This window comes from Anoxybacillus sp. ST70 (assembly GCF_019553625.1).
In the GTDB taxonomy this organism is placed as follows: Bacteria; Bacillota; Bacilli; order Bacillales; family Anoxybacillaceae; genus Anoxybacillus; species Anoxybacillus gonensis.
On sequence record NZ_JAHZOF010000002.1, the window covers coordinates 386,606 to 403,598 of the forward strand.

Annotated in this window: 18 protein-coding genes and 1 tRNA gene; 12 read left to right on the forward strand and 7 right to left on the reverse strand. The window is 40.7% G+C overall.

Annotated elements, in window-relative coordinates; all coding sequences use genetic code 11:
• Nucleotides 1-4: 4 nt before the first annotated feature.
• Both K1I43_RS05105 and vrrA read right to left on the reverse strand, forming a co-directional pair.
• Nucleotides 5-952, reverse strand: coding sequence for a 4-hydroxy-3-methylbut-2-enyl diphosphate reductase (locus K1I43_RS05105; protein ID WP_019416906.1), 948 nt, complete (start codon nucleotides 950-952; stop codon nucleotides 5-7).
• A gap of 67 nt (nucleotides 953-1,019) precedes the next feature.
• Nucleotides 1,020-1,490 carry a VrrA/YqfQ family protein gene (vrrA, locus tag K1I43_RS05110; protein WP_019416907.1) on the reverse strand — a complete coding sequence of 157 codons (471 nt, stop codon included), beginning with the start codon at nucleotides 1,488-1,490 and terminating at the stop codon, nucleotides 1,020-1,022.
• A 157-nt stretch (nucleotides 1,491-1,647) separates the two neighbouring features.
• On the opposite strand from vrrA, the gene K1I43_RS05115 reads away from it, so the two are divergent.
• Together K1I43_RS05115 and K1I43_RS05120 are read left to right on the forward strand one after the other, a co-directional pair.
• A complete protein-coding gene (locus tag K1I43_RS05115; protein WP_019416908.1) occupies nucleotides 1,648-2,925 on the forward strand; it encodes a DEAD/DEAH box helicase in 1,278 nt (425 codons plus the stop codon).
• A 13-nt stretch (nucleotides 2,926-2,938) separates the two neighbouring features.
• Nucleotides 2,939-3,826 (forward strand): deoxyribonuclease IV, encoded by an 888-nt coding sequence (locus tag K1I43_RS05120; RefSeq protein WP_009374002.1) that lies wholly within the window; start codon nucleotides 2,939-2,941, stop codon nucleotides 3,824-3,826.
• 23 nt (nucleotides 3,827-3,849) lie between these two features.
• On the opposite strand, the gene K1I43_RS05125 is transcribed toward K1I43_RS05120, so the two are convergent.
• Nucleotides 3,850-4,104, reverse strand: a complete 255-nt coding sequence (locus tag K1I43_RS05125; RefSeq protein ID WP_019416909.1) for a DUF2624 domain-containing protein — start codon at nucleotides 4,102-4,104, stop codon at nucleotides 3,850-3,852.
• A gap of 66 nt (nucleotides 4,105-4,170) precedes the next feature.
• Between K1I43_RS05125 and K1I43_RS05130 the strand changes: the two genes are divergently transcribed.
• Genes K1I43_RS05130 through K1I43_RS05145 form a run of 4 tightly spaced genes read left to right on the forward strand, consistent with a single transcriptional unit; the run spans nucleotide 4,171 to nucleotide 7,158 of the window.
• Complete coding sequence (locus K1I43_RS05130) at nucleotides 4,171-5,064, forward strand: YitT family protein (protein WP_019416910.1); 894 nt, start codon at nucleotides 4,171-4,173, stop codon at nucleotides 5,062-5,064.
• 58 nt (nucleotides 5,065-5,122) lie between these two features.
• The gene (locus tag K1I43_RS05135) at nucleotides 5,123-5,878 is read left to right on the forward strand and encodes a metal ABC transporter ATP-binding protein (protein ID WP_019416911.1); all 756 of its coding nucleotides are present in this window, start codon (nucleotides 5,123-5,125) and stop codon (nucleotides 5,876-5,878) included.
• Between the two features lie 14 nt (nucleotides 5,879-5,892).
• Nucleotides 5,893-6,726, forward strand: coding sequence for a metal ABC transporter permease (locus K1I43_RS05140; RefSeq protein ID WP_009373997.1), 834 nt, complete (start codon nucleotides 5,893-5,895; stop codon nucleotides 6,724-6,726).
• 6 nt (nucleotides 6,727-6,732) lie between these two features.
• Nucleotides 6,733-7,158 (forward strand): Fur family transcriptional regulator, encoded by a 426-nt coding sequence (locus tag K1I43_RS05145; protein ID WP_009373996.1) that lies wholly within the window; start codon nucleotides 6,733-6,735, stop codon nucleotides 7,156-7,158.
• A 2-nt stretch (nucleotides 7,159-7,160) separates the two neighbouring features.
• On the opposite strand, the gene K1I43_RS05150 is transcribed toward K1I43_RS05145, so the two are convergent.
• Entirely contained in the window at nucleotides 7,161-7,736 is a 576-nt protein-coding gene (locus tag K1I43_RS05150) for a haloacid dehalogenase (RefSeq protein WP_009373995.1), read from the reverse strand.
• 130 nt (nucleotides 7,737-7,866) lie between these two features.
• Between K1I43_RS05150 and K1I43_RS05155 the strand changes: the two genes are divergently transcribed.
• A complete protein-coding gene (locus K1I43_RS05155) occupies nucleotides 7,867-8,205 on the forward strand; it encodes a membrane protein (protein WP_019416912.1) in 339 nt (112 codons plus the stop codon).
• A gap of 22 nt (nucleotides 8,206-8,227) precedes the next feature.
• Here K1I43_RS05155 and ispG read toward each other — a convergent pair whose 3' ends face one another.
• Both ispG and K1I43_RS05165 read right to left on the reverse strand, forming a co-directional pair.
• Nucleotides 8,228-9,319 (reverse strand): flavodoxin-dependent (E)-4-hydroxy-3-methylbut-2-enyl-diphosphate synthase, encoded by a 1,092-nt coding sequence (gene ispG, locus K1I43_RS05160; protein ID WP_019416913.1) that lies wholly within the window; start codon nucleotides 9,317-9,319, stop codon nucleotides 8,228-8,230.
• 79 nt (nucleotides 9,320-9,398) lie between these two features.
• Nucleotides 9,399-9,710 (reverse strand): type IV pilus assembly protein FimV, encoded by a 312-nt coding sequence (locus tag K1I43_RS05165; RefSeq protein WP_009373992.1) that lies wholly within the window; start codon nucleotides 9,708-9,710, stop codon nucleotides 9,399-9,401.
• A 160-nt stretch (nucleotides 9,711-9,870) separates the two neighbouring features.
• Here K1I43_RS05165 and K1I43_RS05170 point away from each other — a divergent pair, with 160 nt between their 5' ends.
• The gene (locus K1I43_RS05170) at nucleotides 9,871-11,613 is read left to right on the forward strand and encodes a methyl-accepting chemotaxis protein (RefSeq protein ID WP_019416914.1); all 1,743 of its coding nucleotides are present in this window, start codon (nucleotides 9,871-9,873) and stop codon (nucleotides 11,611-11,613) included.
• Between the two features lie 11 nt (nucleotides 11,614-11,624).
• Here the strand turns inward: K1I43_RS05170 and K1I43_RS05175 are convergent, their stop codons facing one another.
• A complete protein-coding gene (locus tag K1I43_RS05175) occupies nucleotides 11,625-12,398 on the reverse strand; it encodes a DUF1189 domain-containing protein (RefSeq protein ID WP_026011543.1) in 774 nt (257 codons plus the stop codon).
• Nucleotides 12,399-12,527: 129 nt separating this feature from the next.
• Here K1I43_RS05175 and K1I43_RS05180 point away from each other — a divergent pair.
• The 4 genes from K1I43_RS05180 (at nucleotide 12,528) to K1I43_RS05195 (ending at nucleotide 16,898) form a co-directional block, all read left to right on the forward strand.
• Nucleotides 12,528-12,601: transfer RNA gene (locus tag K1I43_RS05180), tRNA-Ile, on the forward strand.
• A 169-nt stretch (nucleotides 12,602-12,770) separates the two neighbouring features.
• Nucleotides 12,771-13,379 (forward strand): superoxide dismutase SodA, encoded by a 609-nt coding sequence (gene sodA, locus K1I43_RS05185; RefSeq protein WP_009373988.1) that lies wholly within the window; start codon nucleotides 12,771-12,773, stop codon nucleotides 13,377-13,379.
• A gap of 89 nt (nucleotides 13,380-13,468) precedes the next feature.
• Nucleotides 13,469-14,683 carry an MFS transporter gene (locus tag K1I43_RS05190; RefSeq protein ID WP_026011544.1) on the forward strand — a complete coding sequence of 405 codons (1,215 nt, stop codon included), beginning with the start codon at nucleotides 13,469-13,471 and terminating at the stop codon, nucleotides 14,681-14,683.
• 61 nt (nucleotides 14,684-14,744) lie between these two features.
• Nucleotides 14,745-16,898, forward strand: a complete 2,154-nt coding sequence (locus K1I43_RS05195; RefSeq protein WP_019416916.1) for a peptidoglycan D,D-transpeptidase FtsI family protein — start codon at nucleotides 14,745-14,747, stop codon at nucleotides 16,896-16,898.
• The last annotated feature ends 95 nt before the right edge of the window (nucleotides 16,899-16,993 follow it).

Genomic DNA, 16,993 nt, shown 5'->3' on the forward strand with positions numbered 1-16,993 from the left:
AGGCTTATTCGCCTCTTTTTTTCACTTTTGGTAAAACTTTTGTGAGCGGCACTTTTCGTTCTCGTTTCCATGTTTCAGGATTGTTCGGATCGAACTGTTCCAAAAAGTCAATGACTTCTTTTGTAATCGGTGTTGGTGTAGATGCGCCGGCAGTGACTGCAACTTTTTTGGCGTCTTTAATCCATTCGATGTCAATTTCAGTCACATCAGCGACACGATATGCTTTCGTTCCCGCAATTTCTTCAGATACTTGGGCAAGTCGATTCGAATTATTGCTTCTCGGATCACCGACAACGATCGTGACATCTGCTTCTTTTGCTTGTTCAGCGACCGCTTCTTGCCGCACTTGTGTTGCTAAACAAATTTCACGATGCATTTCAACATGTGGATATTTTTCTTTTACTTTTTCCATAATATGTGCAACGTCCCATTGGCTCATTGTCGTTTGGTTCGTCACAATAATATGTTTTGCTTGAATATTCAGTTGTTCTACATCTTCAGGTTTTTCAATTAAATGAACGGCATGTGGCGCAACGCCGACAGCCCCTTCTGGTTCAGGGTGCCCTTTTTTTCCGATGTAAATGACTTCGTATCCATTCGCTACTTTTTCACGAATAAGCTCGTGTGTTTTTGTCACATCTGGGCATGTAGCGTCAATGGTGACAAGCCCTTTTTCTCTTGCGCGCTGTTTTACTTCAGGTGAAACGCCGTGAGCGGTAAAAATGACTGTGCCGCGGTCAATGTTTTCTAAAATTTCAAGTCGATTCGGACCGTCAAGTGTAATAATTCCTTCTTCCGCAAATGCATCGGTGACATGTTTATTATGAACGATCATGCCTAAAATGTAGATCGGTCGTGGCAGCGTCGGATCGAGCGCGGCGTTGCGAGCGATGACCATCGCATCAACGACTCCGTAACAATATCCGCGTGGCGTAATTTTAATGACTTCCATATGGATCGCTCCTTCTTGGCGTGTTTGTCGTATTCATTATATAAAAGAAGGGGCGAACATACAAAAGTTAAATATATAGTTTTGGCACAGATTTCCCTTTTTCATTCGCTTTTTCTTGTTTTCGTTCGCTTTTTGTTGGAATTGGTCGTTGTTTTTTTAGGGTTTTTTGCTCTGTCGTTGCTGCGCTTGTTGCGCGTGCTGTTTCGTTCGTTTCACTTGCTGTTTTCGTTGCTTCGTTTGTTGTGTCTGATTGTTTAAATTCGCGAAAAAGACGCATCATCGATGGGACGCTTTTAATGAGTGGACCGTATTGTTGCACCATTGGTGTAATCGTTTGGACCATGTTTAACATTTTTTGTACATTTGTTAACATCGAATCGATACTTGGCAATGCCCCGCCAGCGCCAAGCGTTTGGGCAGGAAATTGGTTGCCAAACAATCGTGAAAACATGCCCCCTTGTGCTTGACGCATCATCGGTTGCGACCACATAGGCGGCATAGGCGAACGTGAAGGTGGAAACATAAATGGACGCCGCAATGAAGTTCCTCCTTTCTGTATGAAGTGAAGGTTTATGCTTTTTTCATCTATACTACGATATGCAGAAAAGCTCATATAGTTGAATGAACGGTTTATGTTCGTATATAATATGTAACTGGTCTATTTTTTTACTGAAGAAGAAAGGGGATGAGAAACTATGTTTGAACGTTTTTCGTTTCATCCGTTTATTATAGAGGCGCTTCATCATTTAAAGTTTCATAAACCAACACCTATTCAAGAGCGTGTCATTCCGGCTGTCTTGCGTGGAGAGAGCGTCATCGGGCAATCGCAAACGGGAACAGGAAAGACGCATGCGTATTTATTGCCGATCATCGAACGCATTGATCCACATGTTGACGAAGTACAAGCGGTTATTACAGCACCGACGCGTGAGTTAGCTACGCAAATTTATCATGAAGTATTAAAAATAACGAAATTTTGTCCAAACGATCATCGCATTACAGCGCGCTGTTTTGTCGGCGGAACAGATAAATTACGATCGATTGAAAAGTTGAAAACACAACCTCATATCGTCATTGGCACACCGGGGCGCGTGTATGATCTCGTTCGTGAACAAGCGCTATTTGTTCATACGGCTCGGATGCTTGTCATTGATGAGGCAGATGTTATGCTTGATATGGGATTTCTTACAGATGTCGACCAAGTGGCAGGATGCATGCCAGAAGACTTGCAAATGCTCGTCTTTTCAGCAACGATTCCAGAAAAGTTAAAGCCGTTTTTGAAAAAATATATGGAGCACCCGACACATATCCATATTGCTCCGAAGCAAGTAGCCGCATCAACCATTGAGCATATTTTAATCCCGCTTCGCCATCGCGATCGTTTGCAGCTTTTACACGATATATTAGTTGGTTACAACCCATATTTAGCCATTGTTTTTGTAAACACGCGTAAAACAGCTGATGAAGTGGCAAACGGTTTAATTGAAAAAGGATTAAAAGTAGGCGTGTTACACGGGGATTTAACTCCGCGCGAGCGAAAAAAGATGATGAAAGCAATTCGTGATTTACAATTCCAATACATTGTCGCGACAGATTTAGCTGCGCGCGGAATCGATATTGAAGGCGTCAGCCACGTCATCAATTATGAACTGCCAACGGATTTAGATTTTTACGTACATCGTACAGGTCGAACAGGGCGTGCAGGTTATGCTGGTACGGCCACAACGATTTACGAACCATCTGATCAACATGCGTTAGTGAAGTTAGAGAAAAAAGGAATTCATTTCCTTCATCGTGATTTTCGTCATGGTGAATGGATTGAGCTCGATGCGTGGAATGGACGGAAAAAAGAGAAAAAAGATGAAGTTGAGCAACTCGTTGAAAAAATAGCGAAAAAACAAAAGAAAGTCAAACCGGGATATAAGAAAAAATTACGAGAGCAGTTGAAAAAACAAAGAGCGAAAAAGAAATAAGGGAGAGAAAGATGTGTTAAAAATTGGTTCGCACGTCTCGATGAGCGGAAAAGAAATGTTATTAGCTGCAAGTAAAGAAGCGGTATCGTATGGAGCAAATACGTTTATGATTTATACGGGGGCACCACAAAACACAAGGCGTAAACCGATTGAGGAGCTAAACATTGATAAAGGACTTGCCCATATGAAAGCACATGGGATTGAAGAAATTGTTGTACACGCCCCGTACATTATTAATATCGGCAATACAATGAACGTAGATACGTTTTCTCTTGGCGTTTCTTTTTTACGTTCCGAAATTGAACGAACAGAAGCGATTGGTGCAAAGCAGCTCGTCCTTCATCCTGGTGCGCACGTCGGTGCGGGTGTGGAAGCAGGGATTGCAAAAATTATTGAAGGGTTGAATGAAGTCATAACAAATGACCAGCAAGTGCAAATTGCTTTAGAAACGATGGCGGGAAAAGGGTCTGAATGTGGCAGTCGCTTTGAAGAATTAGCGAAAATCATTGACGGTGTGACGCATAACGATAAGCTTTCTGTTTGTTTTGATACATGTCATACACATGATGCTGGATATGATATTGTTAACGATTTTGATGGTGTATTAGAACAATTTGATCGCATTATCGGGCTTGATCGTCTAAAAGTATTGCATATTAATGATAGTAAAAATCCGTGTGGAAGTCGGAAAGACCGTCATGAAAATATCGGCTTTGGTTATATCGGTTTTGATGCGCTAAATTATATTGTGCATCACCCGCAACTTATGCACGTGCCAAAAATTTTAGAAACGCCATATGTTGGAGAGAAAAAAAATGCGAAACCGCCATATCAATTTGAAATCGCGATGTTGCGTGCGCAACAGTTTGACCCAAATGTTCGAGAAAAAATTGTCGAGTAGAAGGCTGTCCGTAGGCAGCCTTCTTACTGTATAAATTGGCGAATAAACTCATTAGCTTGTTTTGCAAGTTGCGGTGATGTGCGATGAGCGAGTTCACGAATCCAATTTTTCCTCGCTTGTTCATTAAACATATCGATCGTTTTTTCGCGCATCATTTGAACAATTGTTTCGGCGTCTTTTTGGGAAAGTGGAACGTTGTATTCCTTGGCATACATCATTAATTCATTTGCGGTAATCGATTTCATTTTATGCTGGACGATTTTATGATACACATTCACGTAGCATCCCTCCTTATTTACCATATGAGAGGAAAGAAGGAAGGGTGCAATGGTATAATGAAATAGATGAAGGGGGAGATTTGTTTGAAAAGACAACATAAAAAAGAAACGATTAGCCATTTAATGTATCGTGTCGTCATGATGACGATCGGTGCCACGCTTGCTGCTTTATCGATCGAATTGTTTTTAGTGCCTAATGAAATTATTGATGGTGGGGTCATCGGTATATCCCTTATTCTTGATCGCATTCTTCCAAACTATGCATGGTTGAACTTTGCCACGCTTGTTATTTTACTCAATGCGCCATTTATGTATTTCGGTTATAAACAAATCGGAAAAACGTTTATGCTCTCCTCTCTCTATTCGATCATTGTATTAGCTGTCATGGAGCGGTTGTTTCATCATGTATCTCCATTTACAACAGATTCCATTTTAGCAACTGTGTTTGGTGGAGCCATTCTCGGCGCTGGTGTAGGGCTTGTGATTCGCCATGGTGGTTCATTAGATGGCACAGAAATTTTAGGTATTTTAATGACGAAAAAGTTGCCATTTTCTGTTGGGGAATTTGTCATGTTTACAAACGTTTTTATTTTTACTTGGGCGGCATTTGTATTCGGACCAAAGCAAGCGATGTACTCCGTTTTAACTTATTATATTGCTTTTAAAACGATTGATACTGTCATTCAAGGATTAGATGAAACAAAAGCAGTGCTCATCGTATCCGATCGTTACGAAGAAGTATCAGATGCCATTTTAAATCGACTTGGCCGTGGAACGACGAAGTTGATGGGAAAAGGCGGATATACAGACGAACAAAAAGAAGTGATTTATGCTGTTGTTACTCGTCTGGAAGTGACGAAGCTAAAATCAATTGTATATGAAATTGATCCGAATGCGTTTATTACGATTATGAATACACAAGAAGTGCGTGGAGCAAAATTTAAGTCTGCTATTCATTAATGAAAATAAATGCGTTATACTATGAATCGGAATCATTTTGAATTAAGGTGGTCAAACGATGGACGATATTTTACGGATAGAAGACGTATCGTTTCGATATGATGATGAAGATGTACTACAACATATTGATTTTCACATTCCGAAAGGTGCTTTCGTTGGTTTAGTTGGTCCGAACGGATCAGGAAAATCAACGCTGTTAAAATGCATTTTGCGATTGCTAAAGCCGCAAACGGGGCGCATTTTTTTATTCGGCACGCCGATTGAGCAGTTTAAAGATTGGCATAAAATTGGTTTCGTCTCTCAAAAAGCAAACAGTTTTAATACCGGATTTCCTGCGACAGTATATGAAGTTGTAGCGAGCGGTTTAGCTGGAAAGCTCGGGTTATTTCGTCGATTAAAAAAAAGCGACGAAAAAGCAGTATATGAAGCGATTGATGCGGTCGGCATGAGCCCTTTTATTCATCGAAACATTGGCCAACTTTCAGGAGGTCAACAACAACGCGTATTTATCGCACGTGCGATCGTGTCGCAGCCTGAATTTTTAATTTTAGATGAGCCGACTGTCGGGGTCGATGTGCATCATGTACAAAGCTTTTACGATATGCTTGAACGATTGAATAAACAACATCATATGACATTGCTTCTCGTGACGCACGATATCGGAACGATTACGGAAAAAGTCACACATGTCGCTTGTTTAAACAAACATTTGCATTTCCATGGGAGCGTGCAACAGTTTGCGCAGCTAAAAACAGAAGATTTAGCATCATTTTACGGGCATCATCTTCACCTACTTGCCCATGACCATGCGTAGAAAGGGGGGAGATTATGGTAGAGGCGTTATTTCAATATGAATTTTTACAAAATGCGTTTATTGTCGGCATATTGATCGGACTCATCGCCCCTCTTTTAGGTGTGTTTATTGTCGTTCGGAGATTATCGCTTATTGCGGATGCGTTAAGTCATGTCACGCTCGCAGGAATTGCAGCCAGCTTACTTGTACAAAAAACGTTTTTCATGGGAGCGACATTCAATCCGATTTATGTGGGCATGGCGTTTTCCGTTGTTGGTTCGTTATTTATTGAAAAATTGCGTACCGTATATAAGCACTATCAAGAATTAGCGATTCCAATCATTTTATCAGGAGGCATCGGCTTAAGCGTCATTTTTATTTCGCTTGCGGATGGCTTCAATACCGATTTGTTTTCATATTTGTTCGGAAGCGTTAGCGCGGTGAGCCGGACGGATGTATGGACCATTGGCATCATTTTTTTCATCGTGTTTGCTGTTATTTTTCTGCTCTATAAAGAGTGGTTTATTTTATCATTTGACGAAGAATATGCACAAGCATCGGGAGTAAAGGTAAGGGCGCTTCATTTTGTTTTCATCGTGCTCGTTGCTCTCGTCATTGCAGCATCGATGCGAATTGTCGGCATTTTGCTCGTTTCATCACTCATGACGCTTCCTGTTGCTGCGAGCATTCGAATCGCAAAAGGATTTAAACAAGCGTTATGGTTGTCCGTTCTATTTGGTGAGCTTGCTGTCATTGTTGGTTTGTTTCTTTCTTATTATTTAAATTTAGCTCCCGGCGGGACGATTGTGTTGTTAGCTGTTTGTATATTAATTGGTGCGATCATGTGGAAAAAATGGAAGAGAGGATGACGAAGCGTGAACGTTTCTGAAGCGCTACGGTTAATGAAAGAAAAGGGGTTTAAGTATACAGGAAAGCGCGAAGAAATGCTTGAGCTGTTTGCAAAAACAGATAAATATTTAACGGCAAAAGATGTGCTTGATGTCATGAAAGATCGGTATCCGGGGTTGAGTTTCGATACAGTTTATCGCAACTTAGCGTTATTTGTTGAGCTCGGCATTTTAGAAATGACTGAGCTGTCTGGAGAGAAGCGCTTTCGGTTTACATGTAATGTGCATCACCACCATCACCATTTTATTTGCATGTCGTGCGGAAAAACGAAAGAACTTGTAACGTGTCCGATGAATGAATTAGTGGAAGATTTGCACGGATATACGATTTCAGGGCATAAGTTTGAAGTGTACGGAACATGCCCGATGTGCCAGCAACAAGCTGACGTGTAATGTCAGCTTGTTGTTGTGAGTAATTGTTCTACTCGTTGTTTTGCTTCATACCAATTGTACACGCGAATGACGCCTTTTGGGAGCGGACCGCGATTATAAGGAGTATCAAATAAAATGACAGGAATGAGACATTGTTCAGCGATATCGCAAGCGTTATCGTATTTATCTTCAAAAAACATGTCGATTTTATATTTCTTTACGGCTTCAATTTTATCGTGTGAACCGATCAGTTCGATATGATGGTAATGAACGCCTTGTTGTTGAAACCATTTTTCTGTGATTTCATATAAGTGGCGACCTCGTGCACTAATGTAATACAACTCATATTCATCTTTCCAACTATTAATGACCTCTAATGCTCCGTTCGCAAGAGGTGCTTCGCTGTAGATGATCGGTTCGTATTGTTCCATCCATTCATTTAATTTTTCTTCCGTTGTATCTAAAAAAGGAACTAAATCGTAATCCGTAATATCATCAAGCGTTAAATTTTTTTGGAACGATTTGTTTAAATATGGAATAAACGTACTTGGACATGTTACTGTCCCGTCAATATCGATCCCAAATCGCCGTTTGATCATGTTTGTTCATCCTTTCTATGATGTGCTTTTCTCGCCCATTATACCATTGACATAAAGTAACATCTATAATGACGTATCGCTTATTGCATAATAATAGTGCTCCTCATTTTACGAAAGCGAGGGAATTGTCATGGACAATGAACGTCAGCGTCGAGCGTATGATAACGAACGAATAGATACTGTTCCGAATGTTGAGCGAGATTTTATGGAAGAAACAGCAGGTGAAATTGCTGAGCCGATCCGATTTTCTGAAAGAAAAGTCGATCGTGAAGAAAACGGTCGTGGCGTTGGTTGGCTTGCACTTGCTTTATCGGTTGTTTCTCTTTTCTTAATGCCAGTCATTATGGGGGCAGCCGGCATTGTTTTTGGATTTATTGCCCGACGTCGAGGAGCGGAAACGTTAGGGGCTTGGGCAATTGGAGTTGGGGCTGTTTCCATTATTTTAAGCTTTTTCGTCCGATTTTGGTAAATAAGAGGGGAATATTCCCCTCTTATTTTTTTCCTTTCAATGCATATTCTTCTGCTAATTTGTCAATTTCTTTTTTCAACTCTTCAACCATTGTTTCTTCTGGCACTTTACGAACAATTTTTCCGTGGCGGAACAATAATCCTTCGCCGCGTGCCCCAGCAATGCCGATGTCAGCTTCGCGTGCCTCTCCTGGTCCGTTGACGGCGCAACCGAGGACTGCTACTTTAATCGGCGCTTTAATTTGGGCGATATATTCTTCAATTTCATTTGCGATGCGAATTAAGTCAATTTCAATTCTTCCGCATGTCGGACAAGAAATTAATGTCGCAGCGTTTGCTGCAAGGCCGAAAGTTTTCAACAATTCACGTGCCACTTTTACTTCTTCGACAGGATCAGCGCTAAGGGATACACGTACTGTATTGCCGATTCCTTTGCTTAAAATCGCACCAAGTCCTGCAGCACTTTTTACCGTTCCGGCAAATAACGTACCTGATTCTGTAATGCCGAGATGTAGCGGATAGTCGAATGTGCGCGCGGCTTTTTCATATGCTTCAATCGCTAAACGAACATCCGAAGCTTTTAATGAAACGATAATGTCTTGGAAATCAAGGTCTTCTAAAATGCGAATATGATGCAAAGCGCTTTCGACCATGCCATCCGCAGTTGGATAGCCGTATTTTTCTAAAATGCGTTTTTCAAGTGACCCAGCGTTTACCCCAATGCGAATAGGGACGCCACGTTCTTTTGCTGCTTTCACAACCGCTTCTACTTTTTCCCGCTTTCCGATGTTTCCAGGGTTAATGCGAATTTTATCCGCTCCGTTTTCAATCGCTTTTAAAGCAAGGCGATAGTCGAAATGAATATCGACAACGAGCGGAATATTGATGCGTTTTTTTATTTCAGCAATCGCATCTGCTGCTCTTTCATCTGGGCAAGCGACGCGAACGATTTGGCATCCAGCTTCTTCGAGTCGATGTATTTGAGCAACGGTTGCATCTACATCATGCGTTTTTGTTGTCGTCATACTTTGAATGACGACTTCGTTATTCCCGCCAATTGTAATGTTCCCGACGCGAACCGGGCGGGTTTTTGAACGATGAATGATTTCACTCACGCGTCAATCGCTCCTTTAACGTATTAATTCAATCATTTTTTATTGTAGCAATGTTTCTTATTCGTTGACAACGTTTTTGCTATTTCTGCTTATAGTACGGGATGCGGTACGTTTTTCCGATTTGAAGCGAATGGGCGTTAACATGTGGGTTTAACGTTTGAAAATCAGTAATGAGCCGATCGATGGACACCGGTAATTTTCCATTCATTTCACGCTCGACAATCGAGAGAAGTGTATCCCCTCGTTGAATGGTCACTTCGCGATACGGAAGCTCTTTCTTTTGTTCAATCGTTTTTTCTGCACGAATTGTACGAATCGTTCCGTTCGTTATATCTTGATAAGCAATGGCACATATCGCAATGCATACGAGAAAAATGAAAACTTTTTTCATGACATTCCCCCGTTTATTTCTTCTGTTTTATCCATATGGCATGTCCAAACGAGATATGCGTAAAAATTACATTTCTTTTACATTGCTTTACACATTCTTCACATGACGTTGACATGTTTTTGGTATTCTTTGTCTGTATTTGTCGAAGGGGGGACGTGCCGTGCGTGCACAAATAAAACAGCGATTAGAAAATATAAAGAAGCTTTTCCGAGTACCTGTCTTTCAATCATCACCAAAAATAAAACAATGGCTATTAAAAATTAGCTTACAAAATCGCTTATTTATTTTATTTTTGAGCGTGTTAATTTTTTCGTTAAGTGCTGTCGGGATGATTGGTTATCATCAAGCGAAACAAACGACCGTAAAAGCGATCGAAAATCGCCTCGAGCGCGAGGCAACGATGATGTTTGAAGTAGCTCGCAATCTTATGTATATTCATGCTGGAAATGAACAAATGTTTGAAAAAAGTTTGCGTTCGGCAGTAAAACAACAAAAAGCGGAACTGATGCAAGATGGGTTAAGCGTAGACATATTTTTAATTGAGGATGGACAAGTAAAAACATTTGAAAGAAATGAACAGCTCAATGTACCGAAATTGGTCCAAGAAACAATTAAAAAACAAAAAAACGGTGTGTCACATTTGGAATGGAACGGACGTACATATACGTTTGCGTATAAAACGATCCAAGAGCTAAAAGGAACATATGTTGTCGCTGTACCAGATGAACAATTTATGAAGCCGATTCAACAGCTTGCCAAGCTAACCATTGTAACGATTATGATTAGTGTCATTATCTCAACGATCATGATTAAATGGTTAGTGACCGGATTAACGAAGCCGATTGCCCAACTTCGCCATGCCATGAGCCGATTGTCGCGTGGAGATTTAACGGTTGACGAACATATTTATTCAACAACGCCCGAAATCGATTCGCTTGCGCGCAGTTTTCAACGCATGTTGACGAGCATGAAAAATGTCATTCGTGAAATGGACGAAACAACAAGACAGCTAGCCATTACAGGAGGCGACTTAGAGCATGTGTCGGAACATGTCCTTGAGTCGAACGATCAGCTCATGGCAGCCATTTCTACGGTAAAACAAGGGGCGGAAGAAACGGCCAATGCTTCAGACGAAAGCATTCATCGTGTAGATGAGATGAAAAAGCGAATGCAGCATGTATTAGTGAGCGTGCAAAACATTTCAGCAAGCACTAGCGATATGAATCAGTCTTCGAAAGGTGGAGAAGAGAGGCTGTCGCATTTAATCGCGGATATTCATTCGTTTGCCGAGCAATTTAAAAAAGTAAATGACACGATTCAAAGTGTGAAACACCATTCTATGTCGATTACAAAAGTGGTAGATGTCATTCGACAAATTGCCGAGCAAACGAAGTTATTGGCGCTTAATGCAACAATTGAAGCGGCGCGTGCGGGAGAAGCAGGAAAAGGGTTTGCGGTTGTCGCTACAGAAGTAAGAAAGTTGGCGGAACATGCTTCAAAAGCAACGGAAGAAATTACATCATCTATTTTCGCGATGGAGGAAGTGTCCATTCATGCGACAAATCAGTTTGAAGGGATGGTCACGCATTTACAACACCAACTCACCTCTGCAAATGAAGCGAAGCGCTCGTTTGATCATTTATTAACAGAAATTCAGCGCGTGAATCGAAACGTAGCACAAATGGAAGGTGAATTGGAGCAGTTTGAACAATTATTACCGATGATCGAGACGGTAACGGTGGCATTTGCTTCAGTTGCTCAACAAACGCTAGCAAGCGCAGAAGAAATGATGTCTGTTTCGTATGATCAAACGAAGCAGATGAATAATATGTATCGTGTTGGTGAACGATTAAATGAATTATCGCAATCGTTATCTACAATCACTGCATCATTTAAACTATAAGAAGCAGGCTATCAGCCTGCTTCTTTCATAGAAGGGAGTTCTTTAATGGAAACGAACAAAATCGTGACAGAAACGAACCAGTCTAAAGCAACTGCATAAGGAACAACAATTTGTAACGATTCCATGATTGTAAAAAAGATAGTTGATAATGTAATCGAATAAGCGGAGATACTCCACATATGACGGTACGTCCCACGCTTATTTAATGTGCCGCGAAAAATGAGACCGATGAATGCAAGAACGGTAACGTAAAGAAATTTGCTTGTGCATGTGAAAAAGTATAATACGAGAAACGATAGCGAAATCACAATAGGAAGCAACGATTGAAGCGTACGGGCAAATTCATATACATCTTCGTTTGTAAAACGTTCTGCTTGCATCAAAGCATACGGATATGACTGAACGTGCCCATTAGCAACAAGTACAAACTCTTCCTTTAAAAATGCCACCGCGTTTGTGTAACGTTCTGCATCATCTGTTGTCAGTGTGCCTGTACTATCGAATAAAATAGTCACGTTCGGATGCGTAAGCTCAATCGGTTCTTGTTCGTTTGATGTCAATATTCCATCGACGACTTCAAATGGAGGAAGTTCTTCTTTTAATAATTGATGTGTTGAGCTAATCATTTTGTTTATGCTCATTGTAAAGTAAATGGCAATTGGCAATGTCGCAATCAGCGATAAAAAAAACACGTAACTAATCGCTTTTCCAATTGGATGAAAACGAAAGCGTGCAATATGTACAGGGGAATAAAGACTTTGTAACAACCGTTTCCACATCATCATTCACATCCTTTAAACATCATCATTTCTCATTCTACTTCTTTTTCTATTTGCTACACAACCTTTTTGTTTCGTATGTTGCACGTATTGACGCTCTCCATCTTTTTTGCTAAAATTACCATCGGATATGGCGGACCCTTAGCTCAGCTGGTTAGAGCGGACGGCTCATAACCGTCTGGTCGCAGGTTCGAGTCCTGCAGGGTCCATTTCACCTCGCTAAGTAAATGAGCGAGTTTTTTTTTGCAAATAATTTGAAACATTCGATGTATTTTGGTACTCTTAAGGTAGGTTCACTTATGAAACTTTTCTGTTTCTTAATCTAGTTTATCGGTTTCATTTGTGAACAATTACATAACGAATGAGGAGGAATGAAACATGGCATTTGAATTACCACAATTGCCTTATGCTTACGACGCGTTAGAACCACATATTGACAAAGAAACGATGAACATTCATCACACAAAACATCATAACGCGTATGTAACAAATTTAAACGCAGCGCTTGAAGGTCATCCAGAATTGCAAAACAAAACAATTGAAGAGTTAATGGCGAATTTAGATGCAGTACCTGAAAATATTCGCACAGCTGTTCGTAACAACGGAGGCGGACATGCGAACCATTCGCTCTTTTGGACTATTCTTTCACCAAATGGCGGCGGTGAACCTACAGGTGAACTCGCTGAAGCAATCAATCGTACGTTTGGAAGCTTCGAAAAATTTAAAGAAGAATTTTCGAAAGCTGCTGCAACACGTTTCGGTTCTGGATGGGCTTGGCTTGTTGTTCATAACGGTCAACTTGAAGTAACAAGCACGCCAAACCAAGATACACCGTTAATGGAAGGAAAAACACCAATTTTAGGATTAGACGTATGGGAGCATGCGTATTACTTAAAATATCAAAACCGCCGTCCAGATTATATTTCAGCATTTTGGAATGTTGTTAACTGGGACGAAGTTGCAAAGCGTTACGCAGCAGCGAAATAATGAAGAAGGGCTCGACAATTTGTCGAGCTCTTTTTGTATATCGTTGTAAAAGAGTAGGCAAACTACTTGTCAAGAAAGGAAGTTTGCCTATGAATAGATGGAAACGAATGGTGGAGCATATTCGCACACATCGACAATTGTTTCTTTTGTTAGCAATTGGCGGGTTATATTCCCTTAGCATCGCCTTGTCAAATACGTTTGTAAACGTATACGTTTGGAAAAAAGTAAACAGTTTTCAAGCACTAGGTGTGTACAATTTAGCTATTGTGACATGGCAGCCATTGGCGTTTGTCGTCGCTGGGCAAATGGCTAAAAAAATTGATCGTGTCATCGTTTTACGAATGGGTGTGACGTTTTTAGCGTTCTTTTTTTTAGGCGTACTATTTAGCGGAGATCGAGCGATGAACCATTTATTTTTACTCGGCGGCTTGCTCGGCATCGGTTACGGATTTTATTGGCTCGCATTTAACGTATTAACGTTTGAAATTACTGAACCAGATACGCGTGATTTATTTAACGGATTGCTTGGTGCGATGACGTCTGTCGCGGGAATGATTGGCCCACCGCTTGCAGGATGGGTCATTGCTTCAAGCGAGAAGTTTACCGGGTATATGGCGATTTTTTTAGCTTCTTTATGCTTATTTATTGCTGCTGTCATATGTAGCTTTTTTTTGCATCGCCGTCGTTCAGCAGGACAATTTGCGCTTCGTTCTGTATATGATGAGCGAAAGAAAAATAAAAATTGGCGAATGATTACAAACGCCCATTTTTTTCAAGGATTTCGTGAAGGAACGTTTGTGTTTATTGTTTCCATTTTTTTATTTATGGCGACAGGAACTGAAAAATCGCTCGGTGTATTTGGATTTGTTAATGCAGTCGTTTCGTTTATGACGTACTCGTTTGCGTCTAAGTGGATGAAGCAACAATGGCGGTTGCGTGCCATTTTGTTCGGTGGTGTACTGTTGTATGCTTCCGTCTTTTTCATTGTTTTTGATTTATCGTATGTAAAGTTAATTATCTATGGTGCGTTAATCGCCATCGGATATCCTATTTTACTCGTTCCATATTTATCGCTTACATTTGACGTCATTGGTCAAAGCAATCATGCGAAAGAATGGCGAATTGAATATATTGTCATGCGGGAATTGTTTTTAAACGGTGGTCGCGCAACGTCTGTTTTATTGTTTTTATTAGCTATTACGTTATTTGACGCAAAAGAGGCGATTCCATCATTAATGTTAATTGTTGGATCTGGTCATTTCATTATTTATTTTTTTGTGCGTCGCATTCGACTTTCTATGTAGAAATTTGCGAGCGTTTCTTTTACAATGAGGAAGGAGCAAGTAAAGGAGGTGCTCGCGCGTTTTGAAACAAATACAACATGCTCAAAAAGCGAAGAAAAAGAAAAAACGAATGCAGTTGCCATTTCGGTTAAACGTGCTATTTTTTATTGTATTTTTACTCTTTTCCGCGCTTATTTTACGGTTAGGTGTCATTCAAATTGTTTACGGTGAACAATATCGGAAAGAAGTTGAGCGTACAGAAAACGTTACAGTCAATACACCAGCACCGCGCGGAAAAATTTATGACCGCAACTATCAAGTCGTCGTCGATAACGAGCCGCTTCATGCGATTACGTATACACGCACACAAACAACGAAGCCGTCGGAAATGATTGAAGTAGCTAAAAAGTTAGCTGCATATATTGAAAAGCCGACTGAACGTGTCACAGAGCGAGATATAAAAGATTATTGGATTTTAACAAACGAGGAGAAGGCAAAAGAAAAAATTACAGAAAAAGAATGGAAGTTGTTTCGAGAAAAAAAATTAAAAGATAAAGACATTTATCAATTGCAACTTGAGCGCATTACAGAAGAAGATGTACAAAAGATTAAAGAACGTGAGCTTGAGGTTGTTGCTATTTTTCGGGAAATGAATAGCGGATACGCTTTAACTCCGCAAATGATCAAAAACGAAGGAGTCACAGATGAAGAATATGCAGTCGTTAGCGAGCATTTAGAAGAGCTACCAGGCGTAGATGTGACGACAGATTGGAACCGCCAATACACATATGGGGATACGTTTCGTACAGTGCTCGGAAATATAACATCGTCAGAAGAAGGGGTGCCGCGCGAAAAGCTTGACTATTATTTAGCGCGCGATTATAGTCGAAATGATCGTGTAGGAAAAAGTTACATTGAAGCACAATATGAAGATGTATTGCGCGGGCAAAAAGCAAAAATAAAAAACGTGACTGATAAAGCGGGAAATATTATCGAAACGATTGAAGTGTCGCAAGGACAACGTGGAAAAGATATCGTTTTAACGATTGATATGGAGTTACAAAAACGTGTGGAACAAATTATTGAAGAAGAACTCATGACAATGAAGCGACGCGGCGGAACAGAACTGCTTGATCGCGCTTTCGTTGTGATGATGGATCCGAATACAGGAGAAATTTTATCGTTAGCTGGGAAGCGGTATACGCGTGATGAAAACGGAAAAGTCGTGTTAAAAGATTATGCCCTTGGAACGATTACATCTGCTTATGCCATGGGATCAGCGGTAAAGGGAGCGACCGTATTAACAGGGTTTCAAACGGGTGTCATTCAACCGGGCACGGTGCTGATTGACGAACCGTTATATATTAAAGGGACGCCGACGAAAAAATCGCATAGCGGTATTCGTCCAGGACCGATGAATGATTTAAAAGCGCTTGAAATGTCGTCAAACGTTTATATGTTTAAAACGGCCATTGCGATTGCAGGTTCTACGTATCGTCCGCATCAACCGCTCCCGATTAAAAAAGAGGCGTTTTCCATTATGCGGCGCTATTTTAATCAGTTTGGCTTAGGGGTGAAAACAGGCATCGATTTGCCTGGGGAAATTATCGGATGGCCTGGACAAAGTACGCTTCCGGGGCATTTGCTCGATTTAGCCATTGGACAGTTTGACGTATACACGCCAATTCAAATGGCGCAATACGTTTCGACGATTGCGAACGGTGGATATCGCATTCAACCGCACGTTGTCAAAGAAATTCGTGAACCGATTAGCGAAAAAGATCAAATGGGGAACATCATCTACTCGTTTGAACCGAAAGTGTTAAACCGAATTGATATGAAAACAGAGTATATTGAGCGGGTGCGTGAAGGTTTTTATCGCGTCATGCACGGTTCAAACGGAACAGCACGGGCGTTTTTTGCCAACGCTCCATATGACCCAGCGGGAAAAACAGGGACGGCACAGGCGTTTTACGATGGACCGATCAAATCAAGACGAATGGCACAAACGTACAATTTAACGTTAGTTGGCTTTGCTCCGTACAACAATCCAGAGGTGGCGTTTGCTGTCGTCGTGCCGTGGGTATATCAAAATCCGAGAAACCATTATCCGATCAATAACTATATCGGAAGAAAAATTTTAGACGCGTATTTTGAGTTGAAAAAGCAACGTCAATTTGGTGAACCATCTCCTACTGAACCGTTGAATAATGAGGAACAAACAATGGAAAGATAAAAGAAAGCGAATTTACAAAAGCTTAACATTCGTTTAAAACGAATTTAATACCTTTCCATTATTCTATAACTCGTGGGACAAAATTAATTGAAAAA